The sequence below is a fragment of the Mesorhizobium sp. M0227 genome (genome assembly GCF_040321855.1).
In the GTDB taxonomy this organism is placed as follows: Bacteria; Pseudomonadota; Alphaproteobacteria; order Rhizobiales; family Rhizobiaceae; genus Mesorhizobium.
In genome coordinates this window covers 1-23,161 of the sequence record NZ_JAMYSJ010000019.1, presented here as the reverse complement: position 1 = coordinate 23,161, position 23,161 = coordinate 1, and the positions used below count along the sequence as shown (strand labels likewise).

Here is a 23,161-nt window from a genome sequence, read left to right as displayed (position 1 = left end):
CATCGCGAAGAACCAGGCAGAACGTCAGATGGAACGCGGTGCCAGTCCTGGAAGTTGAAAAGCCGGAGCCGTTCCTGAACCGGTTTTGGAGGCCTGACCCGTGCATGAACCGATAAACGCCTTCCCGCTCCCGCTGGACACTCCTCCGATGGAGGCCAGGCTTGCCGATGAAATCCCCAGGGACGGGAACCGCTGGCAGTACGAGCCCAAATGGGACGGATTTCGCTGCCTGGCTTTCAAGAGCGACAACGCCGTTGACCTGCGCGCCAAATCCGGCAAGCCGCTCGGCCGCTATTTTCCAGAAATCACGGAGATTTTGCGTGACCTCAAGCGCGGGCACTTCGTCATCGACGGCGAGATTGTCATTGAGGTTGACGGTGAGCTTTCCTTCGAAGCGCTGCAGATGCGCCTTCACCCAGCACAAAGCAGAATCCGCAAACTGAGTTCGCAGACGCCTGCCAGTCTGATCCTCTTCGACATGCTTGCCAGGCCGGGCGGCGAGGTCATCACGGGCAAGCCACTTGTCGAAAGGCGGCGAGCGATCGAGGACTTCGCGACCTCCTCGAACAGTCCAGATCTTCGCCTGTCGAAGTGCGCTTATGATGCAGCCACGGCGGCTCGATGGCTAAACGGCTCCGGCCATGCATCGACCGACGGCATCGTGGCCAAAGTGCTCGATGAGCATTATCTGTGCGGCGAACGTGCGATGGTGAAGGTAAAGCCGAGGCGCACGGCCGATTGCGTTGTCGGCGGTTTCCGCTATCTCGCGGACAGTCGTGAGGTCGGCTCGCTGCTCCTCGGCCTCTACAATGACGACGGCAAGCTCGATCACGTCGGCTTCACGTCGACCATCGCCAGGACCGACAGAGGAGCGCTCACGCGCCGGCTGGAAGGGCTGCGGTCAGAGCCCGGATTCACCGGCAAGGCGCCCGGCGGCCCGAGCCGCTGGAGCACGGAGCGCAGCGGACAATGGGAACCCTTGGAACCTGAACTGGTGGTGGAGGTCCGCTTCGACCACGTTACCGGCAATCGGTTTCGCCACGGCACCAAACTGCTGCGCTGGCGCCCCGACAAGGCGCCACGGCAATGCACGTTCGAGCAGATCGAATAGACCGCTCCGGGGAGATCGCTTCCAGAAACCTGTCACGATTTATTGTGACGAAGGAACCAACTCGGGATTCACCGGTTCGGACACCATCCGCCGGAGCTACCCTGACATGCCAAATGCAGCAGAAATTCTCATCGATACGCTCGTCGCCTGGGACGTGGAGGTGGTGTTCGGCTTGCCGGGAGACGGCATAAACGGCGTCATGGAAGCGTTGCGGACGCGGCGCGACAAGATTGCCTTCGTTCAGGTCCGGCATGAAGAATCGGCTGCCTTCATGGCATGTGCGTATGCCAAGTGGACAGGTAAGCTGGGCGTGTGCCTTGCGACGTCCGGTCCCGGCGGAACACATCTTCTGACCGGCCTCTATGACGCCAAGCTCGACCAGGCTCCGGTGCTGGCGATTACGGGCATGCAGTTCCACGATCTGATCGAGACGTTCACGCAACAGGATGTCGATCTGACGCGCGTGTTCAATGATGTCTCCGTTTATAACGCCCATGTTGCCGATGCCGCGCATATGGAAAACGTCGCCAGCCTTGCCTGCCGAACCGCGCTGGCGCGCAAGGGCGTCGCACATCTTTCGATTGCCAGCGACATCCAGGAGCAGGAGCGCGATCCGTCGAAGCGCTCCAAGCGCAATCGCCCGGCGCACACGCCGCAGGATATGTTCGCCGCTCACAGCGTACCGCTGGACGTTGAGCTCGACAAAGCCGCCGACATTCTCAATGACGCTTCGCGGGTTGCGATCCTGGCCGGACGCGGCGCCATCGGCGCGGCCGCCGAACTCGAACACACGGCGCGCCTGCTGCAGGCGCCTGTCGCGAAGGCCTTGCTGGGCAAGGCGGTGCTGCCGGACGACCATCCCTACACCACCGGCGGGATCGGCATTCTTGGAACCCTGGCTTCGCAAGAGGCGATGGAGAGCTGTGACGCGGTGCTGATTGTCGGTTCGACCTTTCCCTATATCGAATACTACCCGCAGCCCGGGCAGGCCCGTGGCGTCCAGATCGACTGCGATGCGCAGCGGATCGGCTTGCGCTTTCCAGTCGAAGCCGGCCTTGTCGGCGACGCGGCCGAGACATTGCGCGCGCTCAACCAACGTCTGACGCAGAAGCCCTCCGATGAGTTCCTGCACCGTTCCCAAGAGACCATGAGAAAATGGCGCGAGATGATGCGGCAGTCGGAAGACATGCAGGCGCGACCCTTGAAGCCACAGGCGATTGCCCGGGCGTTCGGACAACGGTTGGCCGACGACACGGTGCTGGCCACGGATTCCGGTCAGAACACGGAACTGGCCGCCCGCCATGTCGATCTTCGCAGCGGCCAGGCATTTGGGGTGTCCGGATCGCTGGCGTCGATGGCTTGCGGTCTCGCCTACGCCATCGCTGCCGGCATAGCATTCCCCGGTCGCCCGATTGCCGCCATCGTCGGCGATGGCGGCTTTGCCATGCAGCTCGGCGAATTCTCGACGGCGGTGCGCTACAAGATCCCGCTGAAGGTTCTGGTGATCAAGAACAACATGCTCAATCAGATCGCCTGGGAGCAGATGATGTTTCTGGGGAATCCGCAATTCGGCTGCGAATTGCAGCCGATCGATTTTGCCATGGCGGCGGAAGCAATGGGCGCCAAGGGTTTTCGCATCGAGCGGACCGATCAGATCGAGACGGTTCTCGACCAGGCTTTCGCCACGGAAGGCCCTGTCGTGATCGAAGCGCTGGTCGATGCCTATGAGCCGCTGATGCCGCCCAAAATGCCGGCAGACTATGCCAAGAACTTCCGCCAGGCCCTGCCGCGAACACCGGGACACGAACGCATAGAAGAAAATATCGCCCGGGAGCCGGCGAAATCGATGATGGACGCCTAGAGGCGGCGCAAGGAGGTGGGAACAGCGCGCCTCCTTGGCTTCATTCTGGATCTTTCCAGATGAACCGGTGCTCTTCCGGGTGACGGATGCGGATCATGAGCTTCGACGCGCTTTTTTCGACCTCCATCTGCTACGGTAACGGCGCTCCGCAGGCCGGTTGGACTCTGGCGCTCCCCATCACATTGCCACTGGCGGCAATCCTTTTGCTGTATGTTGCCGGCGCCAACCGACTGTGGCGACGGAGCGGACGCGGACGTCGCTTGCGATCACGGCAGGCCTTCCAGTTTGCTGCCGGCTGGGCCGTCCTGGCGTTCGCCCTTGTAAGCCCGATCCATGCGTTGGGCGAACATGTGTTTGCGGCGCACATGATCGAGCATGAATTGCTGATGGTGGTCGCAGCGCCTCTGCTGGTTACCTCCCGCCCGACAGCGGCGATGATGTGGGCACTGCCGGTACAACTGCGCCAGATATTCGGAGCGGCCGGACATGCAAATACGCTTCGGGCGATCTGGGCGTTCATCAGCCGCCCTGTGGTCGCGACCGTCCTGCACGGAGCCGCGATATGGATTTGGCATCTCCCGGCGCTGTTCGAGGCTGCCCTCCAGCAGGGTTTCCTGCACTATGCCCAGCACGCGAGCTTCCTCGGCACCGGGCTTTTGTTCTGGTGGGTGCTGCTGCCTCGCCCTGGCCGCGAGCACGCTCGCGGCAATGCGGTGATGCATCTCTTCTTCACCTCGCTCCACACCGGGCTGCTCGGGGCTTTGCTCGTTGTCTCGCCAAAGCTGTGGTATCCGGCCAACGCCGTCGGCTCGGATCTGTGGGGGCTCAGCCCGCTCGAGGACCAGCAACTTGCAGGCTTGATCATGTGGATTCCCGCTGGCCTGATCTATGGCGGAGCCGCACTGCTCTTGGTCGCTTTCTGGATTCAAACGAGCAGTCGGCGGCATCAGGCTCCCCAGGAGTTGCGTATCGTCTAACCCGCACCGCTTCACGTCGGTTTTCGCCGGGGCGGTGTTGCCAAGCATCCTTTTTCAGTCAGCTGCGTTATGGCCTTGGCAACGATGGTGGATCCTTCATGGCGAGGTGCATGAGTCCGTTGGCCGGCTCTCGCAGGCGGACACGACCGCGAATGTCGCTTGCCTTTACATGTCCAACGCAAATCCTGACTGACATTGTTCCGGGAAAGGCCGCGCAACAGCGTTTGAGGTGGGTCAGCGCAGCGCCGATGTTGGTATTGGCAGGATGCGGCGATCGGCAGTCGGCCCTCCATGCACACGGTGCGAACGCCCGGAGAATCCTTGATCTGATCTGGTCTTTCAGCGCAGTCGCGGTGGCCACGTGGCTGCTTGTCATGCTGGTCTTGGCGGCAGCGCTTTTGCATCGCCGCCTGTCCGAGACAACGCGCTCGCCGCTCGAGATCGATTCACATCAGGAGCGCCGATTTACCCGCGCTGTCGGCAGCGCCATTGCGTTGACCGTTCTGGTGCTCGTCATGATGACGATAGCGAGTTTTTTCGCCGGCAAATCCATTGCTTCGCTGAGCGGAACGGAAACGCTTGCCGTGCGGATCACGGGGCACCAATGGTGGTGGGAGGTCCGGTATGCCGGTAATGATCCCTCGCAATCGATCGTCACGGCAAATGAAATCCATGTCCCGGTTGGCGAACCGGTCAAGGTCGAACTCGATTCGCTCGATGTCATTCATAGCTTCTGGGTGCCGAACCTTGCCGGTAAGCGCGATCTCATTCCGGGCCGGCTAAGCCAGCTTACCCTCATCGCCGATAAGCCCGGCATCTATCGTGGCCAGTGTGCCGAATTCTGCGGCTATCAGCACGCCCATATGGCCATCACCGTCATCGCGGAAAGCCGCGAAGCGTTCGAAGCATGGCAATCCAGGCAAAACGCCGTCGCATCGGCGCCTGGCGGCGAGGAAGAACGCCACGGCCAACAGGCATTTCTTTCCACCGGCTGTGCGCTCTGCCATACGATAAGAGGCACGCCTGCCAGCGGAACGGTCGGACCTGATCTTACCCATCTCGCCAGCCGACGTGCACTGGCCGCGGATACGCTGGCCATGACCCCTGGCGCACTCGCCGCCTGGATTGCCGATCCACAGTCGATAAAGCCTGGCGCCAAGATGCCGCGCATTGCCCTTAGCGCCGACGATCTCAACGCGGTCGTCACCTATCTCGGAAGCCTCGAATGAGCGGCATTGCGGGAAAGCCGGCCGAGCATACCGAGCAGGGCTTGAAAGGCATCCGTGACACCGGCCTCGAAGAGGTGAGACTGCGCGCTTTTCTGGCGCATGCCTGGCGAACGCCGAAAGGCTTCTACGGCTGGCTGGTCACGGTCGATCACAAGCTGATCGGACGGCGCTATATCGTGACGGCTTTCCTGTTTCTCATCCTTGCGGGTCTATCAGCGCTCGCCATGCGTTTCCAGCTTGCCCAGCCTGAGGCCGGCCACATCGGCCCCGATCTCTACAACCAGCTGTTCACCATGCATGGCACGACGATGATGTTTCTGTTCGCCGTGCCGGTGATGGAAGCTTTCGCCATTTACCTGGTGCCGCTGATGATCGGCACTCGCAATGTCGCCTTTCCGCGGCTCAATGCATTCAGCTACTGGGTCTATCTTTCCGGCGGGCTGATGATCTGGATCGCCTTTGCCTTCGAAACCGGTGCGGATGCCGGCTGGTTTTCCTACGTACCGCTCGCCGGACCCGAATATGGCATCGGCAAGCGCCCCGATTTTTGGGCGCAGATGGTGACCTACACTGAAGTGTCCGCGCTCGCGGTAGCGGTCGAGATCATCGCGACAGTGTTCAAACAACGTGCTCCCGGCATGTCGCTCGACCGCATCCCGCTCTATGTCTGGTCCGTCCTCGTTACGGCTTTCGTCATCCTGTTCGCCATGCCGGCCGTGATGGTCTCGAGTACAATGCTGATCCTGGACCGCCTGGTCGGCACGAAATTTTTCGATCCCGCAGCAGGCGGCGATGCACTGCTGTGGCAGCATCTGTTCTGGTTCTTCGGCCATCCCGAGGTCTACATAATCTTCATTCCGGCGACCGGCTTCGTCTCCGCGATCCTGCCGACCTTCGTTCGCCGCCCGATCTTCGGCTATCTCGGCATCGTCCTGTCGTTGATCTCGATCGGTTTTCTTTCCTTCGGCCTGTGGGTGCACCACATGTTCGCTACCGGCCTGCCGCAGCTCGGCGAAAGCTTCTTTACCGCTTCCTCGATGATGATCGCCATTCCGAGCGGCATTCAGATCTTCTGCTGGATTGCGACGATCTGGGGCGGCCGGCCGATCTTCGCCACGCCCATGCTTTTCGTGCTCGGCTTCATCTTCACCTTTGTGATCGGCGGCCTGACCGGGGTCATGGTCGCCTCGGTGCCGCTCGACCTGCAGGTGCACGACACCTATTTCGTGGTTGCCCATTTCCACTATGTGCTGGTCGGGGGCGCCGTCTTCCCCCTGCTCGGCGCCGTTTATTACTGGTTTCCCAAGATCACCGGACGCATGCTGTCGGAGAGGCTCGGCCGCTGGAATTTCTGGCTCGTCTTCCTCGGGTTCAATCTCACCTTCTTCCCCATGCATATTCTCGGTCTGCAAGGCATGCCGCGCCGCGTTTATACGTATCCGCCGGCGAGCGGCTGGGGCGAGATGAACCTCCTCATCAGCCTCTCTTCACTGGTGGTGTTCGCCGGCTTTGCGCTTTTCTTCCTGAACCTCCTGCTCAGCCTTCGCAACGGCCGCATTGCCGGAGACAATCCCTGGGGCGCGAGCACGCTCGAATGGGCGACGACGTCGCCGCCGCCCTCCTACGATTTTTCGCGGCTGCCCGTGGTAACTCACCGCGAACCGCTTTGGGCCGAGCCCGATACGCTTCCCGTGGTCGAGGGTCTGCGTGTCGACGCACGCGAGGTGCTCGCCGGCACGGTCGCCGATGCGGTGCCGCAACTAAGGGTGCCATCGGCTGACAACTCGATCTGGCCGCTGCTGTCGGCCATTGCGGTGGGCGGCGCATTTCTCGGTTCGATATACACGCCATGGGCGGTGGTCTGGGGAGCGATCCCGGTTTCGATCGGCTTCATCTGTTGGTTCTGGCCGAAAGGCGAGCCGGAGGACGAGGAATGAGGCACCGTCCCGTCGCCGACGTCAGCCACCTGCCCACATATGATTTCGGGTCGGCGAGCCCGATGTGGTGGGGAACCCTTGCCTTCATTGCTCTCGAGGCAACAGGTTTTGCCTTGGCGATAGGCACCTACTTCTATCTGGCTGTGCTGGCCCGGCATTGGCCCATCGGAGCCCCGGCGCCAGATTTGCTGCCGGGCACGGCAGCGTTGATTATTCTGGTTGCGAGCGTCGTGCCCAACCACCTGATCGAGTTTTGGGCGCGTCGCCAGGACCTCGCGAAAGTTCGCCTTGGCATGGTCGTCATGTCGATCGTCGGGATTCTTCCGCTGATCGTTCGCATCTGGGAATTTCCGGCTCTGCGGATTTCCTGGGATCAGAACGCTTACGGATCGATCGTGTGGTTCCTGCTTGGACTGCATACGACGCATCTTCTTACCGATGTCGGCGACACGATCGTCCTGGCGGTTCTCATGTTCACGCAAAAAGGCAAGGCGGGCCGCCGCTTCAGCGACGTCTCGGACAATGCGTTCTACTGGGACTTCGTCGTCGTCTCATGGGTCGTGCTCTATCTTGTTATTTATTGGGCTCCGAGGATGTGAGATGCAGGCGATCCGTACCGGCGTTTCCTGGGCAGGCCTGGTCAGCGGGCCAGTTGCGTGGGCAATAGCCCTGCAGCTCGATTACTCCATTGCATCCTGGCAGTGCCATGCCGGCTTTCGTCCCACTGCCTTGTTCTCATTGATAGGCGCCGCTGTCGCCCTGGCAGGCACGCTGCTGTCGTGGCACGCCGTTCATGACCGCGGACATGGTACGATCCCGCCCCGGAGGGCGCGCACGCGTGCGTTCCTTGCCAGGACTTCGGTGGGCGTCGGGGCGCTGTTCACGCTCATCTTGCTGGCGCAAGTGGTGGCAGGGCTGATCTTCAGCGGGTGCGAACTGTGACGACGCCAAAGACGCGGAGATTGGCCATCCACCGCCGGTACGCGCTTTGGCCTGCCACGGGCATTCCATTCCCACCCGTCATTTCTCGGGCGGTCGTACTCGTCTTGTCGTCGTTGGCGCTTTGCACCGAGCTGCGGGCGAGCGAAATCCAGAGGGGTGAATATCTCACGCGAGCGGCCGACTGCATCGGCTGCCACACGTCCAATCCGAGCCGCCCCTTCGCTGGAGGCTATCGCGTGCCGACACCGTTCGGCGATGTATACTCGACCAACATCACACCAGATCTCGAAACGGGCATCGGACGCTATTCCGCGGACGAGTTCGTGCGAGCCGTCAAGAAAGGTATCAGGCGCGACGGAGCCGATCTCTACCCCGCCATGCCCTATGACAGCTTCGCCGCAATGAGCCGCGAGGACGTGCTTGCAATTCGGGCCTATATCCTTGCGCAGCCGCCGATTTCCCAGCCGCGGCCGCGAAACATTCTGCCTTTTCCATTCAACCAGCGCTGGACGGTTGCGCTGTGGAAGCTCGCGAATCTCCAAACCGGCAGTTTCACGCCTGATCGGAGCCGGACCGCCGCATGGAACAGGGGAGCCTACCTTGTCGAGGTGCTCGGCCACTGCGGTGCCTGCCACACGCCAAGGAATGCGACGTTCGGCATGGATGAAGACCACAAGCTTGCCGGCGGCACCGCCGGCATCTGGCACGCCTTCAACATCACCAGCGACAAGATCGCAGGCGTCGGCGGCTGGAGCAACGAAGAGCTGTCTCGATTTCTCAAAACCGGCGCCGTGCCCGGGAAGGCCTACGCGGGCGGGCCGATGGCGGAAACGGTCATGAACAGCCTGCAGCATCTTTCCGACGACGACATCCAGGCTATTGTCGCCTATCTCAGGGACGTGCCCACCCAACCGGGAGACGAGAAGCAGCCGCGTTTCTCATGGGGTAACGCGGCCGCGGCCGCGGCCGACGGCGATGCTGGAACCGAGGGGATGACGCAAGGCAGCGGGACCGCAACCGGCGATGATCTCTATCGATCGCTCTGTTCGACGTGCCATGGGGCGAACGGAGGCGGATCGCCCGACGGATACTATCCGTCCTTGACCCGCAACAGCACCCCCGGCGCGGCCACGCCCGAGGATGTCGTCATGACCATCCTTGAAGGCGTCAAAGCTGGTGACGTGGCCGGGCGTCAATCGATGGCGGCCTTCGGCGGCTGGCTGGACGATGGCCAGATGGCAGCTCTTGCAAATTACGTCACCGCGCGGTTCGGAAATCCCGACCTCAGCGTCACCGCGGCCGATGTACGCCAGATGCGAGCAGGAACGACAACCAGCCAGACAATCATGATTCTGGCGGCTCAATCACTTGTAGCGGGCGCCGCCGTGTTGATGCTTGGCCTGCTGCTTTTGCTGGCAAGACGCCTGCGCCGTGGGGCGACTTCAGCGCGCCTCATGTTCGCGCATAGAGATAGGCGGTAATGTCGCGCGCCTCTTGAAGCGACAGATTTGTATTGGGCATGGCCGCCTTCGGGTCTACATCCCGCGCCCTGCTGATCCAGCGCATCATCGCATCCGGGGTGGCTCGCGACGCCCCGATATATCCTCTTTCGACGACGCCTTGCAGGGACGGACCGACGGTGCCATGGGCGCCGGGTACCCCCGGGATTTCGTGACATCCGCCACAGCCGTGGCGGATCATTGCCGGGACGGCCCGGTCAGGGTCGCCACCGATGGCCTGTGCAATGGTGGTTTCCCGGAGATTGTCGCCGCGGACCAAGTTGACGGCGCAAACTACCGGAATAATGACGATTGCCGCGGATACGCCTGCCACCCAGGGCAGCGCGGATGGCATCAGCCTGACGGGTTGTCGGCTCATCCGCGCATGCCATCGCAGTCGCAAAACGCGGCCCGATCGCAGCCCCAGGGAAAGGAGCAATGTCCGGCAGCGCTCCGAGGCACCAATCTATTTGTTGCAGTTCTGCACATTCGACGTTGTCGTGCCGGAGGCGGTGTTTGTGTCGGTATCATTGCCCGCGGCGTCCTTGCAGCGGTCGCTCATGCCGTTCGGGGTGGTTGTCGAATTTGTTGCGTTCGGGTCAACGGGGGTTGTCGAAGTACCGGAACCGGAACCGGCGGTACCATTGGCATCATTCGTGGTTCCGGGCGTCGTGCCCGAACCGCTGTTGGAGCTTGAACCGTTCGACTGCGCCATTGCCGATGTGGCCAATGTGAGCGCGAGCACAGCGGTGGAGAGAAGTTTGACAATCATGGTGGATCTCCTGGTTGTGTACCGCCACCAAACCAATCCTTTGCTGATAGTTCCCGGCGAAATCGTGTTCAGCGAAATTCCTGTGAAACGGTTTCAGGCTACCGCAGACTGTTAGCCGCGCGACGGCAGTCGGTATAAGCGCCGCTTGTTGCGCCGTCCGGCCGCGGAAGCAGCGCCAGCCGCATATCCTCGCCAAACACATCGTCGCTCACTGGTGGCCGCTGCAAGCGCCCTCAAACGCCCGATCATCCCTGGATCGTGCAGGAAACAGCTCAATCATCGCAACGAAAATCACACCAACGGGCCGAACACGAATGTAGCAAGCAGAACAAGGAAAATCACAGCGATAACTGCGACCGCCCACATGACAATCCTTCTTGTCCCCCGTTGCTCTTGCTTGCGAGAGATATCTTCTGACACAGTACGAAATCCTTGCTGCAAAATTCAACTGACGATAAGGCTCGGCGCCTGCATGGCCCGGACCTGCCGAATTGGCACCCGGGCCGCGTCTTGGAGTTGGCCGCAGCCGGGGCTCACACGCCTACCAGCCCTGCCGACCGTACCAGTCATCGATATCGCGCCGCACACGGTCCTTTTCGAGGCCGTAACGCTCCTGGATCTTGCCTTCGAGTTGATCGCGCTTGCCGGCGATGCGGTCAAGGTCATCATCCGTGAGTTTACCCCACTGCTCCTTGACCTTGCCTTTCACCTGTTTCCAGTTTCCTTCCACGCGGTTCCAGTCCATGACACCGTTCTCCTTCGGTTTGAAAACGTCTAACCTCGGAGAGCAAACGCAAATCAACGACGGATGTTCCTGGAACTCGACAGCAAGGCGCTTGTCTTGCTCTCACAGGCCGCGATCCATTCCTTTACGCTCAGTCTGCGTCATCAATTGAGGTCGAGCGGAATTCGGGTGGTGGAGATGGCTCCGCCAATTGTCGATACCGGTCTCGTTGGCAGCACCCGCAGCGGAGGAACAGCCAACCGTATGATGGTCAGTCCGGACGAATTCGCCACCGAGGCGCTGCGCATTCGAAGCGGACAAGGACGAGGTGCTTGTCGGTATTTTGGCCCATACGCGCCGGATGGGCGAAGCTTTGTTCGAGCGGATGAACAATCACTCCTGAGCCATTATGGGATCGCCGTCGCGGTTGCGGCAATCCGCTGGTTTCCGTGCGTCCCTCGAGGTTTTGTCAGCTATGTCCCCGGGGTCGGAACACAGACTGGATGGTAGGCCCGGAAGGTCAACGTTTCTACAGAATCAACTCGTTGTGGCTGATCCCACTCCTGCAAGGCGGGCAAATCATGGACTGGAGCGGCGGCCTCATTCTGTAAAATCCGGGCGTTGGCAGCTTTGCCAGCTAAGCAGCGACGCCACCTAAATAGGCGCTGATAACCGCTTCATTGCTCGCGAGATCGCTGCCTGGTCCCTCAAGAACAACGCGTCCGGCCTTGAGAACGTAGCCGTAGTCGGCGAATTTCAAGGCGACTTTGCTATTCTGCTCCACAAGCAGAATGGTCACGCCTTCACGATTGAGGCGCTGCACGATGTTCATGACTTCCTTGATCAGTTGCGGCGCCAGACCCATGGAAGGCTCATCGAGCAACAGCACCTTGGGCGCGGCCATGAGGGCTCTGCCGATCGCCAGCATCTGCTGCTCGCCTCCCGAGAGGTTCCTTGCATCGCCATTCTGTCTGCGCGCCAGGATGGGGAAGAGCTCAAAAACATGATCCAGCCGCCGCCGGCGCTCGACGTCGTCGGCAAGCGTGAACGAGCCCAGGTCGAGGTTCTCCCTGATCGTCATGTCGCCGAAAATACGCCTTCCCTCCGGGACGTGGACGAGCCCGCGATGCGGCAGGCGATGGGCAGGGACTTTGGTTATGTCCTCGCCCAGGAAGCGGACACATCCGGAGGATGCGGCAACAAGGCCGGACAGCGTGCGCAGGGTGGTGCTCTTGCCCGCACCATTCGCGCCAAGCAGGGCGACGATCTGGCCGCGCTTGACCGAAAGGCTGACACCATGAAGGGCTTCGATGCCGTCATAGCGTGCGACGATGCGGTCCGCGGAAAGAACGATTTCGGCGTCCATCAGTCCTCCGTACCGAGATAGGCTTCGATGACCCTGGGGTCTTTTCGCACGGCCTCCGGCGGTCCGTCGGCGATCTTCTGCCCATAGTCGAACACCACGATCTTCTCCGACACCTGCATGACCAGGCCCATATCGTGCTCGATCAGCAGGACGGTGACACCGGTTTCGTCACGGATGCGGCGGATCAGGTGAACAAGGTCCAGCTTCTCGCGCTCGTTCAGGCCGGCGGCGGGCTCGTCCAGCAGGATGAGCTCGGGCGCCGACGCCAGGGCTCTTGCGAGTTCGAGCCGCCGTTGATCGCCATAGGAAAGACCACCGGCACGGCGATGCGCATGCTGCTCGATGCCGACAAAATCGAGCCAGCGCATGCCAGCCGCGCGGATCGTCTCCTCCTCGCGCCGCTGTGCCGGCAAGTGCAGGATCGCCGACATGATGCCGTGGCGGCTGCGGCAATGCTGGCCGGACATGGCGTTTTCCAGAACGGTCATTTCCTTGAACAGCCGGATGTTCTGGAACGTGCGGGCGAGGCCGAGCGCGGTGATGCGATGCGGCGGCAAGCCGGTGATTGGCCGGCCGCCCAGACTGATCGAGCCGCCCTTCGGCTTGTAGAAGCCGGTCAGGCAATTGAAGAGTGATGTCTTGCCGGCCCCGTTCGGCCCGATAAGACTGTTGATGGCGCCTTTCTCAACCGAGAACGAAATGTCGTGAAGGACTTTCAGTCCTCCGAAACTGAGACGCAGGTCGCGGACTTCCAGCAGCGCCATGGTCAAACTCGCTTGTCCGGCCACAGCCCGTTCGGCCTGAAGAGCATGATTGCCAGCAGCGCAACCGCGGTCACCAGGGGACGATAGGTTCCCGCGCCGCGCAGCACCTCCGGAAGCAGGGCCACGAGAACAGCACCAAGGACGACGCCGGGAATGCGGCCCATGCCGCCCAGGACGACGCCGAGAAGGATGAGCAGCGATTGGTTGAAGGTGAAACTCTCCGGCGAGATGGCCGTCATCTTGGCTGCGTAGAGGCATCCGGCCACGGAAGCGATCACAGCGCCCATCATATAGGCTTGCAGCTTGGCCGTGACACGGTTGATGCCGATGCCAGCGGCGGCGTCCTCATCGTAGCGAACGTAGAACCAGGCTCGTCCCATTCGCGATCGCTCGACGCTCAGACAGACGAAGGCGGTGAGAAGCGCAAGCACCAGGAACGCATAGTAGAAGTGCTGCACCTGCATCAGCCTGAAGCCGAATATCTCCGGGCGCTCGATGCCGATGAGTCCGCTCGCGCCACCGGTGATGTCGAGGTTGCGGGCGATGATGCGCACGATTTCGCCGAAGCCCAGCGTCACGATCGCCAGATAGTCGCTGCGCAATCTCAATGTCGGAGCCCCGATGATGATGCCGGCCACGCAGGCGGCGACCATGGCGACCGGGATGGTAAGCCAGAAATTGAACCCGAATTCCGCGGTCAGGATGCCTGATGTGTAGGCGCCGACCGCGAAGAAGGCGGCGTAGCCGAGATCGAGCAGGCCTGCATAGCCGACGACAACGTTGAGGCCGAGGCACAGAACGACATAGAGCAGCGCCGTGGTTGCCACCTCCGTCACATAGGCGTTGGCGAATTGCGGCAACACCAGCGCGCAGGTGAGCGCCGCCAGGCCGGGCAGCACGACGGACCAGCGCATCAATTGCGGTTGCCCGGCGGTCGGCATGGTTCTCACTTCGTCGGTCATCACACCCGCTCCACGACAGAGCGTCCAAGAAGGCCGGTCGGCTTGAACACAAGGAACAGGATCAGGGTCCCGAACACGAAGACGTCACGCCACTCCGAGCCGACGAAGGGCAAGGACGAACCGAAAGCTTCGAGCAGGCCGAGCAGCAATCCGCCGAGCATGGCGCCCGGCACGCTGCCGATCCCACCTATGACCGCGGCGGTGAAGGCCTTGAGCCCCATGATGAAGCCCATGAAGAAATGGACACTGCCATAATAGGCGCCGGCCATGACCCCGCCGCCGGCAGCGAGCGCCGAGCCCATGAAGAAGGTCAAGGCGATCACCCGGTCGACATCGATGCCCATCAGGCGGCTCGCCCCCATGTCGATGGACACGGCGCGCATCGCCTTGCCGTACATGGTGCGTGAGACAAAGGCCTGCATGCCGGCCATAAGAGCGATGGAGGCGGCCACCAGCACCATCTGCGTGTAGGTGATGTGAACGGTGGAAATATCCACGCCGGCAAAACCGAGGTCCGTGTTGAAGGCGTAATGCCGCCCGCCTGTCAGGGCGAGTGCCGTGCCGTTCAGCACCATCGACGCGCCGAGCGCCGTGATGAGGATGGAGAGGCGCGGCGCATTGCGCATCGGCCTGTAGGCGAAGCGTTCGATGATGACGCCGAGCAAGCCGACAGCCAGCATCGACACAAGCAGGGCGCAGACCACGCCCAGCCAGCCATTGCCGACCCATATGCCGACGAAGGAGAACACGATGAGGCCGACGAAGGCGCCGTTCATGTAGATGTCGCCATGGGCGAAATTCAGGAGCTTGATGACGCCGAAGACCATGCTGTAGCCAAGCGCGATCAGGGCATAGAACGAGCCGACGATAAGACCGTTCACCAGTTGCTGAATAAGCAGGTCGAGCGTCATTGATGCTCCAGGGCAGAATTGAAAAAGTCTTGTCTGAGCGCAGCGTCGGCACACCAGACAATCGGCGGTGACGCCGAGGCCGCCACAAGGCCTGCCTCGGCGTCAATCCGGTTGGCCTTTATTCGGCTACCCACTTGCCGCCCTTGGCGATCACCGGGCGGAAGTTTGACGTCTGGAGCGTGTTCTTGTCGGTGAACTTGATTTCACCGGCAAGGCCCTTGAAGTCGCTTGCCTTGAGCGCTTCGATGATTGCCTTTTGATCCGCCGACTTGGCCCGCGTGATGGCATCGACGATCAGGTCGCCCACATCATGGGAGAGAGCTGCATAGGCGCCGGCGTCGCGGCCATAGGCCTCCTTGTACTTGGCCTTGAAGTCGGCGGCGCCAGACAGGAGGTCGACGGTGGGCGGGGACAGCAGATACACGCCCTCACCGGCCGAGCCGGCGATTTCCAGATACTCCGGCGAATTGTTGCCATCGCCAAGCACGACGCCACCCTGGAACCCGGCCTGCCGAAGCTGCTTGGTGAGCAGTGCGCCACCGGCATGGTAGGCGGTCCAGAAGACAGCGTCCGCGCCGCTCGATTTGATCTTGGTGACGACCGCCGAATAGTCCTGCTCGCCGGCCGTGGTGGTCTCCTTGGCGGCAATCTCGCCGCCTGCGGTCTTGAAGGCTTCGGCGGTCAGCTTGGCCAGGTCGGACGAATAGGCATCGCCTTCGTCCACGACCGCGATCTTCTTGTAGCCGTTCTTCTTGAAGAGCTCGACAGCTGTCGTCGCCTGCATGTCGCCGGTCGAATTGGCGAGGAAGGCATTGCCCTGATTGGCGGCGACCAGCTTGGTCGAGTTCGCTCCGATGATGACGAATGGAATGCCGGCGTCACCATAGATCTTCAATGTCGGCAAGACGGCGCCCGAGCAGTAGCCGCCGACGATGGCGGTCACGCCTTCCGAGACAAGCTTGCTGCCTGCGGTCACCGCCTGCTGCGGATCGCAGGCGTCGTCGGCGGTAGTGGTGATGATCTTGTCGCCGTTGACGCCGCCTTTGGCGTTGACGGCATCGATCGCCATCTTCACGGCGTTCTCCATATCCTGCCCCTCACTGGCCAGTTGGCCAGTCATGGGGGCCACAATGCCGATCTTGATGTCGGCAGCCGCGGCCATCGTGGTCATAGCCAGCCCGGCAAGGGCGGTGGCACAAGCAAGCCTCTTGGCAAGCCTCTTGAAGGAAACAACCATTAATTCTCTCCATTTCCCCTGTTGGCGCATCCAGGCGGCGTGCCCGAAATGCATTGTTTCGCCCCTCGGTTAGCTGGGGAGCGGTTATGTTGAGCAGGATCGCCAGCCGGCCACGCGATGGTCACCGGCAGGACCTGACCCGCCGATCAGTGACTGCCGCCGGCAGCCCGGGCATAGGCTCCCTGGTAGCGGTTCTCCCGGATGCTCTGCATGATCTCGGCCTCACGCGCTTCTTGCGCCCTGACGGCGGCCAGCAAAGCCGCGGCATCTTCGATTGGAAATGCCACGACGCCATCCTCGTCACCGACGACGATGTCGCCGGGACCGACGACCATGCCGCCTATGCAGACGGGAACATTTATGGCTCCCGGACCATCCTTGTAAGGTCCGAGATGGATGGCCGACCGTGCGAAGCATGGAAACGGATTGCGGCCGATGGCACCGGCATCGCGAATGGCGCCGTCGATGACAATGCCTGCGGCGCCGCGCGACGCCGCGACACTTGTCATGATCTCGCCGACCAGCGCGCGTCCTTCATACCCGCCGCCATCGACGACGATGACGTCTCCGGGCTGCAACAGATCGAGCGCACGATGGATGAACTGGTTGTCGCCGGGGCGGGTCCTGACCGTCAGCGCCCTCCCCGCCATGACGCCGCCCACCCGGTGAAATGGCCGCAACCCGACAGCCCCGGGGACACGGGCGAGATTGTCGCTGATCAACGGCGTCGCCAGAGCGCGGAACGCGTCGATCAGTTCGCTTTCCTGTGATCCATCCGCCATCGTCTGCACTCCCCGTCGTCGGCACTTTTATGAATATAGTATCCAATCACAATTAATTCAATGGAGTCAACCGGCTTGCAATGGTCGGCAGAAAAAAGCCAAAGCAGCCCATAAACGCCGCCACTTGGGCAAACATGACGGCAAAGGCCCACCCGTCCGGGCTTGCAATGGCGGCAAAGTTCAAGATATATTGGATAACATATCCATAAACGCCATGATTGTAAAAAGGGAATTGGCTGTGAAGCATGCAGGAAAAGTCGTGATCGTTACCGGGGCGGCACAAGGCCTGGGCCTTGCCTGCGCCGAGCGCTTTCATGCCGATGGCGCCAAGGTTGTGCTTGTCGACGTGCAGGCCGATCGCGGGCGCGAGCATGCCGAACGTCTTGGTGAGCGTGCCGCCTGGCTATCGGCGGATCTCTCCGAATGCACGCAGGAAATGGCAGCCGATGTTGTTGCCAAGGCCACAGAGCGATTCGGCGGTGTCGACGTCCTCATCAACAATGCCGGCATCATCCATCTGGACGATTTCGTCGACTTCCCCGAGGAAGCCTTCGACCTGGTTCAGCGCGTCAATCTCAAGGCGCCCTTCCTTCTCGGGCAGGCCGCGGCAAGGGCCATGATCGCGCAGGGACGCGGCGGCTCGATCATCAACATGTCGTCGATCAACGCCATCCTGGCCATCCCCAATTCCGTTGCCTATGCCGTGTCCAAGGGTGGCATCAAGCAATTGACGGCGGTGATGGCCGTCGGATTGATCCCGCATAACATCCGCGTCAACGCCATCGGCCCCGGCACCATCCTGACCGACATGGTCAAGAGTTCGGTCATGGCCAGCGAAGCGCAGCGCCAGACCATCCTGTCGCGCACGCCAAGCGGCCGATGCGGCGAACCATCGGAGATCGCCAGCGTCGCTTCCTTCCTGGCCAGCGACGATGCCTCCTACATCGTCGGCCAGACCATCTATCCGGATGGCGGTCGCCTGATCCTGAACTATACGGTGCCGGTGAAGGACTGACCGCCCATGGTTGTCGGTACGCCTCACATCAGTCTTGCGGGATCGGGCGCGCTGCTGCTCGATGGCGTGCAGGGGGCTTTCAGCGATGCCACCCAGGAACTGGTCTGGGCGGTGGCGAATGCCGCGCTGCGCCTAGAGGGGGTGCGCGAGGCCGTTCCCGGCATGAACAACCTGCTGGTGGTGTTTGACCCACTCGCTACGGACGCCCACAGCGTCACGGGTCAGCTGATGTCGCTCTGGGCTTGCACCGATGCCCACGCGGTGACCGGCACGCATCATACCATTCCCGTCAGTTATGGCGGCGCGCGCGGCGAGGATCTCGCCGGCTGGGCCGCACATTGCGGCATGTCTGTCGACGAGACCGTCAGCCGCCACGCGGCGGCCACCTACACCGTCGCCGCCATCGGCGCCATGCCGGGCTTTCCCTATCTGTCCGGTCTCGACCCGCTGCTTGCCTGGGCAAGGCGCAGCACGCCTCGCCTCAAAGTCACTGAGGGCGCCGTCATCATTGGTGGCGCGCAGGCGGGTATCATGCCGATGACTGCGCCTTCCGGATGGCACATAATCGGCCATACCGACGTGAAGCTGTTCAAGGCCGAAGCGGAATTGCCCGTGCTGCTCAGGCCCGGAGACAAAATCCGATTCGCAATCGCAGAGATCGAGGCATGATCGAGATCCTCACCACCGGCTTGCCGAACACGGTCCAGGATCTCGGCCGGCCCGGTCATCTGGCGCTGGGGGTCAGCCATGGCGGCGCCATGGACAGGCAGGCGCTGGCGATCGCCAATCTCATGCTGGGCAATGACCCCTCGGCTGCCGGGATCGAGGTCGCGCTTCATCCGTTCCGGCTGCGCGTGCATATCGACACCGCCGTCGCCATCACCGGCGCGGATTGCGCCGTCAGCGTCGGCGATCGGCCCTGTCCACCCTGGTGGGCCATGACGATCCGCGCCGGCGAGACCCTAGTCCTCGAAACCCCGCGCATCGGTGCTCGTTCCTACATCGCCTTTGCCGGCGGGCTCGATCTGCCGTCCGTCATGGGGTCGCGCGCGACGGATGTGAAAGGCGGTTTCGGCGGTTTCGCCGGACGCGGTCTGTCCCGCGGTGACCGGCTTGCGCTCAACCCTGCGCAATGCCGCCTTCCCGCGGGCGGCATCGGCGCAGCGCTGGAAGAGCGGCGAGGCGCGGCGGACGGCTTGGCCTCGGCAATCGAATTGCGGGTTTTGCCGGCCGCCGAGTTCGACGCCTTCAGGCCGGAGGCCCAGGCGGCTTTCACCGGCAGCGAATGGAGCATCACCAACGACGCCAACCGTATGGGATATCGCCTTGCCGGGGCGACGCTTTCCCTCCTCTCGCCGCTGGAATTGCTGTCCCACGGCATCGTGCCGGGAACTGTTCAAGTGCCGCCGTCCGGCCAGCCGATCATCCAACTTGCCGATGCCAACACCTGCGGCGGCTATCCGAAGATCGCCACGGTGATCGAAGCCGATTTCTGGCGGCTGGCGCAAGCGCCGGTCGGCGCTCGCCTACGTTTCTTGCCGGTCTCGATCGAAGCGTCGACAGAAGCGCTTCGCGCGAACCGGCAGCAAAGTCACGACTTTATCGCCGCCCGAAACCTTATGGCCGGCGAGCAGAGGGCTCCATGAAAATTCGCCCCTTCACCATCGAGATTGCCCAGTCTGAAATCGACGATTTGAAGAAGCGCATCTCGATCTGGCGCGAGCCGGACCAGTTGCAGGCAATAGGCTGGACGCAGGGAACGGAGCACGAGCAACTGCGCCGACTAATGCAACACTGGCGCACTGGCTTCGATTGGCGCAAGCAGGAAGCCGCCTGGAACATCCATCCGCACTACCAGACGGATATCGGCGGCGAAACCCTCCATTTCATCCATGCGCGCGCCGCTGTCGCAACCGGCAGAACGGTCATACTCACCCATGGCTGGCCAGGCAGCGTCTTCGAATTTCATGAGTTGATCCCGCTTCTGACCGACCCGCTTTCGCATGGCGGAAGACAGGAGGACGCCTTCAACGTCGTGGTCCCCTCGATTCCCGGCTATGGCTTTTCAAGCCGACCGACCAGGCCTGGTCTCAACCTGTTCACCGTCGCCGACCTTTGGGCCGAGTTGATGAGCCGTCTCGGCTACAAACGATATCTCGCGCAAGGTGGCGATCTGGGCGCCGGCGTGTCGACCTGCCTGGCGCACGCGCATCCAGACAGTCTCGCCGGGGTGCATCTGAACTTCATCCCCGGCTCATACTCACCTCCTCACGATCCAGGCCCGGATGGCGACCTAAGCTTGGAAGAACGCGCCTTCCTGGAACGGAAAGCCGAATGGGCGGATATTCATGGCGCCTATGCTCATATTCAAGCGACGCGCCCGCAAACGCTTGCCTATGGGCTGACGGATTCGCCGGTCGGACTGGCAGCGTGGATGATCGAGAAGTTCCGCGACTGGAGCGATTGCGATGGCGATCTGGCCAACGCCGCATTTTCGCGCGACGACATGCTCGCCAACATCTCGCTTTACTGGTTCACCCGGACCGTCGCTTCGTCGATGCGACTCTATTGGGAAACGCGCGCCCGTCCGCTTGCATTCGCGTCCGGCACAGCGATCAACGTCCCGCTTGCAGTGGCTTTGTTCCCCAAAGAGCTGCCGATGCCGCCCAGGAGTTGGGTCGAGCGCGTCTTCAAGGACATCCGCCAGTGGACAGCGATGCCGCGCGGTGGTCATTTCGCAGCCCTCGAGCAGCCCGCTTTGCTTGCACAGAATATAAGAGCCTTTGCCGGCGGTCTGGATTTTTAAAGGCAGCGTTTGCGCGCAGCCAAACCCGAAGGCCAGAAATGAACAATACCGCCCTCACCATCGATGCCTTGCATAAGCGCGTCGATGCAATTTTCCGCAAGGCCGGACTGAACCCCATCCAGGCCAGCGCCATCACACGGGTCATCGTCGCGGCGGAGCGCGATGCCTGCAAATCGCATGGTATCTACCGGATCGAAGGCGCGCTGCGAACGATCAAGGCAGGGAAGGTAAACCCAGACGCGGTGCCCGAACTGTTGCCGCAAGACGCTCCCGCCATTGTGAAAGTGGATGCGAAGCACGGCTTCGCCAACCCGGCCTTCGAACTGGGCCTGCCGGTGCTGGTCGAGCGGGCACGCTCCTGCGGCATCGCCGCGCTAGCGATCAACGATGCCGTGCATTTTTCCGCCCTTTGGGTGGAAGTCGAAGCCTTGACCCAGGCAGGCCTTGCCGGCCTGGCCATGTGCCCGAGCTATGCCACCGTCGCTCCGACCGGTGGCAACGGACCGTTGCTGGGCACCAATCCTTTTGCCTTTGGCTGGCCGCGTAAAGAGCAGCCTCCCTACGTTTTCGACTTCGCGACCTCGGTTGCCGCGCGCGGCGAGATCGAGCTCCACCGCCGGGCAGGCAAGAAGCTGCCGGAAGGCTGGGCCATGGATTCGGACGGCAGGCCAACGACCGATCCCGAAGCTGCCCTGGCGGGCGCCATGCTTCCCTTCGGCGGGCACAAAGGCTCCGCCATCGCGACGATGATCGAACTGCTCGCCGGGATCATGATCGGCGACCTGACCAGCCCCGGGGCGCTCGAGCTGCTTGGCACCACGACGCTTTATCCGTCGCACGGAGAGTTGGTCATCGCTTTCTCGCCGAAAGCCTTCGCCGCCGGCCGGCCCGGCAATCCGCTGGGCCGTGCTGAAGCGCTGTTCGAGGCGATCTTGGGCCAAGGTGCGCGCCTACCCTCGCAAAGGCGGTTCCTAGCCCGCGAGACGTCGGAGCGCGACGGTATCGTCCTCTCGCACCAGGAAATGGAACAACTCGATCGTTTTCTCGAACGGGGGCTCGACACGGTCTGAATCGGTATCGCCAGGGCCAAGATCAATCACTGGAGGAGAAAAATGCGCTGGACGAAAACATTCACGGTCGTCGGCTGCCATGCCGAGGGCGAAGTCGGCAATGTGATCACCGGAGGCGTCAAGGACGTTCCGGGCAAGACCATGTTCGAAAAGAAGGAGTATCTCGAAGCGCATATGGACGACATTCGTGGGCTGCTCTTGTTCGAGCCGCGCGGTGCGCCCTACGTCAACGGCAACATCATCCTGCCGCCTTGCGATCCCTCGGCGGATCTCGGTTACGTCATAATTGAAAGCACCGAATACCCGCCCATGTCGGGCTCCAACACCATCTGCGTCGCCACCGTGGCGCTGGAAACGGGCATGGTGCCGATGAAGGAACCCGAGACGCGGCTGCGCATGGAGGCGCCGGCCGGCATGATCGAGGTGCGCTGCCTCTGCGAGAACGGCAAGGTGAAGCAGGTGGAGTTCACCAATGTGCCGGCTTTCGCGTTCCACCTCGACACACCTGTCGAAGTCGAGGGGCTCGGCACGATCACCGTCGACACCTCCTATGGCGGCATGACTTTCGCCCATGTGAACGCGCGCGCACTGGGCTTTTCCATAACACCCGACGAGGCACACCAGATGTCGCTGATGGGCCAACGTATCAAGAAGGCGGCCAACGAACAGCTCGTTGTCGTGCATCCGGAGAACGCTAAGATCCGCGACGTGTCCAACGTGATTTTCGAAGGCCCGATCAAGCGCGTCGACGGTCGCGTGGAAAGCGTCAACGGCACGGTGTGTCTGCATGGCAGGCTCGACCGCTCGCCTACGGGCACCGGCACCACCGGGCGGCTGGCGGTGATGTCGGCAAAGGGGCAGATCGCCAAGGGAGAGCTGTTCCGCAACAAGTCGATCATCGGGACCCATTTCGATTCCCGGGTGATCGCCAATGCGCGCGTCGGCGATCGCGACGCTGTCGTGGTCACCATTGCCGGGCAGGCCTGGATTACCAGCATTGGCCAGTACGGCCTCGACCCGACAGACCCTTATCCACGAGGGCATCGCCTCAGCGACGTCTGGTTCTGAAACGGACGCGGGGGGGGGGGGCGCGGCCCGGCCGGGGGGCGAGGGAGGGCGGTGGGCTGCCGGCGGGGGCGCCGCGGCACGCCGCGGCGTCGCGCTGGCGGGTGATTAATCGGGCTCGCACGGCGCCG

At 62.2% G+C, this 23,161-nt stretch carries 25 protein-coding genes; 15 read left to right on the top strand and 10 right to left on the bottom strand.

Annotated elements, in window-relative coordinates; translation table 11 throughout:
* Positions 1 to 100 precede the first annotated feature (100 nt).
* From NKJ00_RS22680 to NKJ00_RS22645, 8 genes are all read left to right on the top strand, one after another.
* The gene (locus NKJ00_RS22680) at positions 101 to 1,111 is read left to right on the top strand and encodes an ATP-dependent DNA ligase (protein WP_023809496.1); all 1,011 of its coding nucleotides are present in this window, start codon (positions 101 to 103) and stop codon (positions 1,109 to 1,111) included.
* A gap of 106 nt (positions 1,112 to 1,217) precedes the next feature.
* Positions 1,218 to 2,972, top strand: a complete 1,755-nt coding sequence (locus tag NKJ00_RS22675) for a thiamine pyrophosphate-dependent enzyme (RefSeq protein ID WP_352610928.1) — start codon at positions 1,218 to 1,220, stop codon at positions 2,970 to 2,972.
* Between the two features lie 95 nt (positions 2,973 to 3,067).
* Positions 3,068 to 3,949, top strand: a complete 882-nt coding sequence (locus tag NKJ00_RS22670) for a cytochrome c oxidase assembly protein (protein ID WP_352441946.1) — start codon at positions 3,068 to 3,070, stop codon at positions 3,947 to 3,949.
* A 248-nt stretch (positions 3,950 to 4,197) separates the two neighbouring features.
* A complete protein-coding gene (gene coxB / locus NKJ00_RS22665) occupies positions 4,198 to 5,178 on the top strand; it encodes a cytochrome c oxidase subunit II (RefSeq protein ID WP_352610940.1) in 981 nt (326 codons plus the stop codon).
* A complete protein-coding gene (gene ctaD, locus NKJ00_RS22660; RefSeq protein WP_050592652.1) occupies positions 5,175 to 7,115 on the top strand; it encodes a cytochrome c oxidase subunit I in 1,941 nt (646 codons plus the stop codon). The genes coxB and ctaD overlap by 4 nt, the downstream gene beginning before the upstream one ends.
* On the top strand, positions 7,112 to 7,714 hold the full coding sequence (locus NKJ00_RS22655) for a cytochrome c oxidase subunit 3 (RefSeq protein WP_023809500.1): 603 nt from the start codon (positions 7,112 to 7,114) through the stop codon (positions 7,712 to 7,714). Before ctaD ends, NKJ00_RS22655 begins: the two co-directional genes overlap by 4 nt.
* A 1-nt stretch (position 7,715) precedes the next feature.
* Positions 7,716 to 8,057, top strand: a complete 342-nt coding sequence (locus tag NKJ00_RS22650) for a hypothetical protein (protein WP_352441943.1) — start codon at positions 7,716 to 7,718, stop codon at positions 8,055 to 8,057.
* Between the two features lie 236 nt (positions 8,058 to 8,293).
* Complete coding sequence (locus tag NKJ00_RS22645; protein ID WP_352631298.1) at positions 8,294 to 9,538, top strand: c-type cytochrome; 1,245 nt, start codon at positions 8,294 to 8,296, stop codon at positions 9,536 to 9,538.
* Here the strand turns inward: NKJ00_RS22645 and NKJ00_RS22640 are convergent.
* The 3 genes from NKJ00_RS22640 to NKJ00_RS22630 form a co-directional block, all read right to left on the bottom strand.
* Positions 9,510 to 9,911, bottom strand: a complete 402-nt coding sequence (locus NKJ00_RS22640) for a c-type cytochrome (protein ID WP_352631297.1) — start codon at positions 9,909 to 9,911, stop codon at positions 9,510 to 9,512. The two genes, NKJ00_RS22645 and NKJ00_RS22640, sit on opposite strands and share 29 nt — an antisense overlap.
* 111 nt (positions 9,912 to 10,022) lie before the next feature.
* The gene (locus tag NKJ00_RS22635) at positions 10,023 to 10,328 is read right to left on the bottom strand and encodes a hypothetical protein (protein WP_128303874.1); all 306 of its coding nucleotides are present in this window, start codon (positions 10,326 to 10,328) and stop codon (positions 10,023 to 10,025) included.
* Positions 10,329 to 10,869: 541 nt separating this feature from the next.
* On the bottom strand, positions 10,870 to 11,073 hold the full coding sequence (locus NKJ00_RS22630; protein ID WP_023809505.1) for a CsbD family protein: 204 nt from the start codon (positions 11,071 to 11,073) through the stop codon (positions 10,870 to 10,872).
* Between the two features lie 63 nt (positions 11,074 to 11,136).
* Between NKJ00_RS22630 and NKJ00_RS22625 the strand changes: the two genes are divergently transcribed.
* The gene (locus NKJ00_RS22625; RefSeq protein WP_352610931.1) at positions 11,137 to 11,562 is read left to right on the top strand and encodes a Rossmann-fold NAD(P)-binding domain-containing protein; all 426 of its coding nucleotides are present in this window, start codon (positions 11,137 to 11,139) and stop codon (positions 11,560 to 11,562) included.
* Between the two features lie 127 nt (positions 11,563 to 11,689).
* Here NKJ00_RS22625 and NKJ00_RS22620 read toward each other — a convergent pair whose 3' ends face one another.
* From NKJ00_RS22620 to NKJ00_RS22590, 7 genes are all read right to left on the bottom strand, one after another.
* Positions 11,690 to 12,418: an ABC transporter ATP-binding protein gene (locus tag NKJ00_RS22620; protein WP_023809507.1), complete on the bottom strand. Its 729-nt coding sequence runs from the start codon at positions 12,416 to 12,418 to the stop codon at positions 11,690 to 11,692.
* Positions 12,418 to 13,182, bottom strand: coding sequence for an ABC transporter ATP-binding protein (locus tag NKJ00_RS22615; RefSeq protein ID WP_023809508.1), 765 nt, complete (start codon positions 13,180 to 13,182; stop codon positions 12,418 to 12,420). Before NKJ00_RS22615 ends, NKJ00_RS22620 begins: the two co-directional genes overlap by 1 nt.
* Before the next feature lie 2 nt (positions 13,183 to 13,184).
* Positions 13,185 to 14,144: a branched-chain amino acid ABC transporter permease gene (locus tag NKJ00_RS22610; protein ID WP_245273097.1), complete on the bottom strand. Its 960-nt coding sequence runs from the start codon at positions 14,142 to 14,144 to the stop codon at positions 13,185 to 13,187.
* The gene (locus NKJ00_RS22605) at positions 14,144 to 15,055 is read right to left on the bottom strand and encodes a branched-chain amino acid ABC transporter permease (protein ID WP_023809510.1); all 912 of its coding nucleotides are present in this window, start codon (positions 15,053 to 15,055) and stop codon (positions 14,144 to 14,146) included. The genes NKJ00_RS22610 and NKJ00_RS22605 overlap by 1 nt, the downstream gene beginning before the upstream one ends.
* 118 nt (positions 15,056 to 15,173) lie before the next feature.
* A complete protein-coding gene (locus NKJ00_RS22600; protein ID WP_352610932.1) occupies positions 15,174 to 16,292 on the bottom strand; it encodes a branched-chain amino acid ABC transporter substrate-binding protein in 1,119 nt (372 codons plus the stop codon).
* A gap of 146 nt (positions 16,293 to 16,438) precedes the next feature.
* Positions 16,439 to 17,074: an RraA family protein gene (locus tag NKJ00_RS22595; protein ID WP_023809512.1), complete on the bottom strand. Its 636-nt coding sequence runs from the start codon at positions 17,072 to 17,074 to the stop codon at positions 16,439 to 16,441.
* Positions 17,075 to 17,126: 52 nt separating this feature from the next.
* A complete protein-coding gene (locus NKJ00_RS22590; protein WP_352610943.1) occupies positions 17,127 to 17,321 on the bottom strand; it encodes a hypothetical protein in 195 nt (64 codons plus the stop codon).
* Between NKJ00_RS22590 and NKJ00_RS22585 the strand changes: the two genes are divergently transcribed.
* The 6 genes from NKJ00_RS22585 to NKJ00_RS22560 are packed head-to-tail and all read left to right on the top strand — an operon-like array spanning position 17,313 to position 23,033.
* Positions 17,313 to 18,089, top strand: a complete 777-nt coding sequence (locus NKJ00_RS22585) for an SDR family NAD(P)-dependent oxidoreductase (RefSeq protein WP_023809514.1) — start codon at positions 17,313 to 17,315, stop codon at positions 18,087 to 18,089. The genes NKJ00_RS22590 and NKJ00_RS22585 overlap by 9 nt on opposite strands.
* A gap of 6 nt (positions 18,090 to 18,095) precedes the next feature.
* Positions 18,096 to 18,758, top strand: a complete 663-nt coding sequence (gene pxpB, locus NKJ00_RS22580; protein WP_352441939.1) for a 5-oxoprolinase subunit PxpB — start codon at positions 18,096 to 18,098, stop codon at positions 18,756 to 18,758.
* Complete coding sequence (locus tag NKJ00_RS22575) at positions 18,755 to 19,735, top strand: 5-oxoprolinase subunit C family protein (protein ID WP_023809516.1); 981 nt, start codon at positions 18,755 to 18,757, stop codon at positions 19,733 to 19,735. The genes pxpB and NKJ00_RS22575 overlap by 4 nt, the downstream gene beginning before the upstream one ends.
* Complete coding sequence (locus tag NKJ00_RS22570) at positions 19,732 to 20,895, top strand: epoxide hydrolase family protein (protein ID WP_352610934.1); 1,164 nt, start codon at positions 19,732 to 19,734, stop codon at positions 20,893 to 20,895. Before NKJ00_RS22575 ends, NKJ00_RS22570 begins: the two co-directional genes overlap by 4 nt.
* A 38-nt stretch (positions 20,896 to 20,933) precedes the next feature.
* Positions 20,934 to 21,965: an Ldh family oxidoreductase gene (locus tag NKJ00_RS22565; protein ID WP_023809518.1), complete on the top strand. Its 1,032-nt coding sequence runs from the start codon at positions 20,934 to 20,936 to the stop codon at positions 21,963 to 21,965.
* Between the two features lie 42 nt (positions 21,966 to 22,007).
* Positions 22,008 to 23,033 (top strand): proline racemase family protein, encoded by a 1,026-nt coding sequence (locus NKJ00_RS22560; RefSeq protein ID WP_023809519.1) that lies wholly within the window; start codon positions 22,008 to 22,010, stop codon positions 23,031 to 23,033.
* Positions 23,034 to 23,161 lie beyond the last annotated feature (128 nt).

Bases quoted from the DNA above. Each gene is read 5' to 3' on its own strand.
- NKJ00_RS22675 (WP_352610928.1), top strand. From the start codon at position 1,218: ATGCCAAATGCAGCAGAAATTCTCATCGATACGCTCGTCGCCTGGGAC.
- NKJ00_RS22670 (WP_352441946.1), top strand. From the start codon at position 3,068: ATGAGCTTCGACGCGCTTTTTTCGACCTCCATCTGCTACGGTAACGGC.
- coxB (WP_352610940.1), top strand. From the start codon at position 4,198: ATGTTGGTATTGGCAGGATGCGGCGATCGGCAGTCGGCCCTCCATGCA.
- ctaD (WP_050592652.1), top strand. From the start codon at position 5,175: ATGAGCGGCATTGCGGGAAAGCCGGCCGAGCATACCGAGCAGGGCTTG.
- NKJ00_RS22655 (WP_023809500.1), top strand. From the start codon at position 7,112: ATGAGGCACCGTCCCGTCGCCGACGTCAGCCACCTGCCCACATATGAT.
- NKJ00_RS22650 (WP_352441943.1), top strand. From the start codon at position 7,716: ATGCAGGCGATCCGTACCGGCGTTTCCTGGGCAGGCCTGGTCAGCGGG.
- NKJ00_RS22640 (WP_352631297.1), bottom strand. From the start codon at position 9,911: ATGCCATCCGCGCTGCCCTGGGTGGCAGGCGTATCCGCGGCAATCGTC.
- NKJ00_RS22635 (WP_128303874.1), bottom strand. From the start codon at position 10,328: ATGATTGTCAAACTTCTCTCCACCGCTGTGCTCGCGCTCACATTGGCC.
- NKJ00_RS22630 (WP_023809505.1), bottom strand. From the start codon at position 11,073: ATGGACTGGAACCGCGTGGAAGGAAACTGGAAACAGGTGAAAGGCAAG.
- NKJ00_RS22625 (WP_352610931.1), top strand. From the start codon at position 11,137: ATGTTCCTGGAACTCGACAGCAAGGCGCTTGTCTTGCTCTCACAGGCC.
- NKJ00_RS22620 (WP_023809507.1), bottom strand. From the start codon at position 12,418: ATGGACGCCGAAATCGTTCTTTCCGCGGACCGCATCGTCGCACGCTAT.
- NKJ00_RS22615 (WP_023809508.1), bottom strand. From the start codon at position 13,182: ATGGCGCTGCTGGAAGTCCGCGACCTGCGTCTCAGTTTCGGAGGACTG.
- NKJ00_RS22610 (WP_245273097.1), bottom strand. From the start codon at position 14,144: ATGACCGACGAAGTGAGAACCATGCCGACCGCCGGGCAACCGCAATTG.
- NKJ00_RS22605 (WP_023809510.1), bottom strand. From the start codon at position 15,055: ATGACGCTCGACCTGCTTATTCAGCAACTGGTGAACGGTCTTATCGTC.
- NKJ00_RS22600 (WP_352610932.1), bottom strand. From the start codon at position 16,292: ATGGTTGTTTCCTTCAAGAGGCTTGCCAAGAGGCTTGCTTGTGCCACC.
- NKJ00_RS22595 (WP_023809512.1), bottom strand. From the start codon at position 17,074: ATGGCGGATGGATCACAGGAAAGCGAACTGATCGACGCGTTCCGCGCT.
- NKJ00_RS22590 (WP_352610943.1), bottom strand. From the start codon at position 17,321: ATGCTTCACAGCCAATTCCCTTTTTACAATCATGGCGTTTATGGATAT.
- pxpB (WP_352441939.1), top strand. From the start codon at position 18,096: ATGGTTGTCGGTACGCCTCACATCAGTCTTGCGGGATCGGGCGCGCTG.
- NKJ00_RS22575 (WP_023809516.1), top strand. From the start codon at position 18,755: ATGATCGAGATCCTCACCACCGGCTTGCCGAACACGGTCCAGGATCTC.
- NKJ00_RS22570 (WP_352610934.1), top strand. From the start codon at position 19,732: ATGAAAATTCGCCCCTTCACCATCGAGATTGCCCAGTCTGAAATCGAC.
- NKJ00_RS22565 (WP_023809518.1), top strand. From the start codon at position 20,934: ATGAACAATACCGCCCTCACCATCGATGCCTTGCATAAGCGCGTCGAT.
- NKJ00_RS22560 (WP_023809519.1), top strand. From the start codon at position 22,008: ATGCGCTGGACGAAAACATTCACGGTCGTCGGCTGCCATGCCGAGGGC.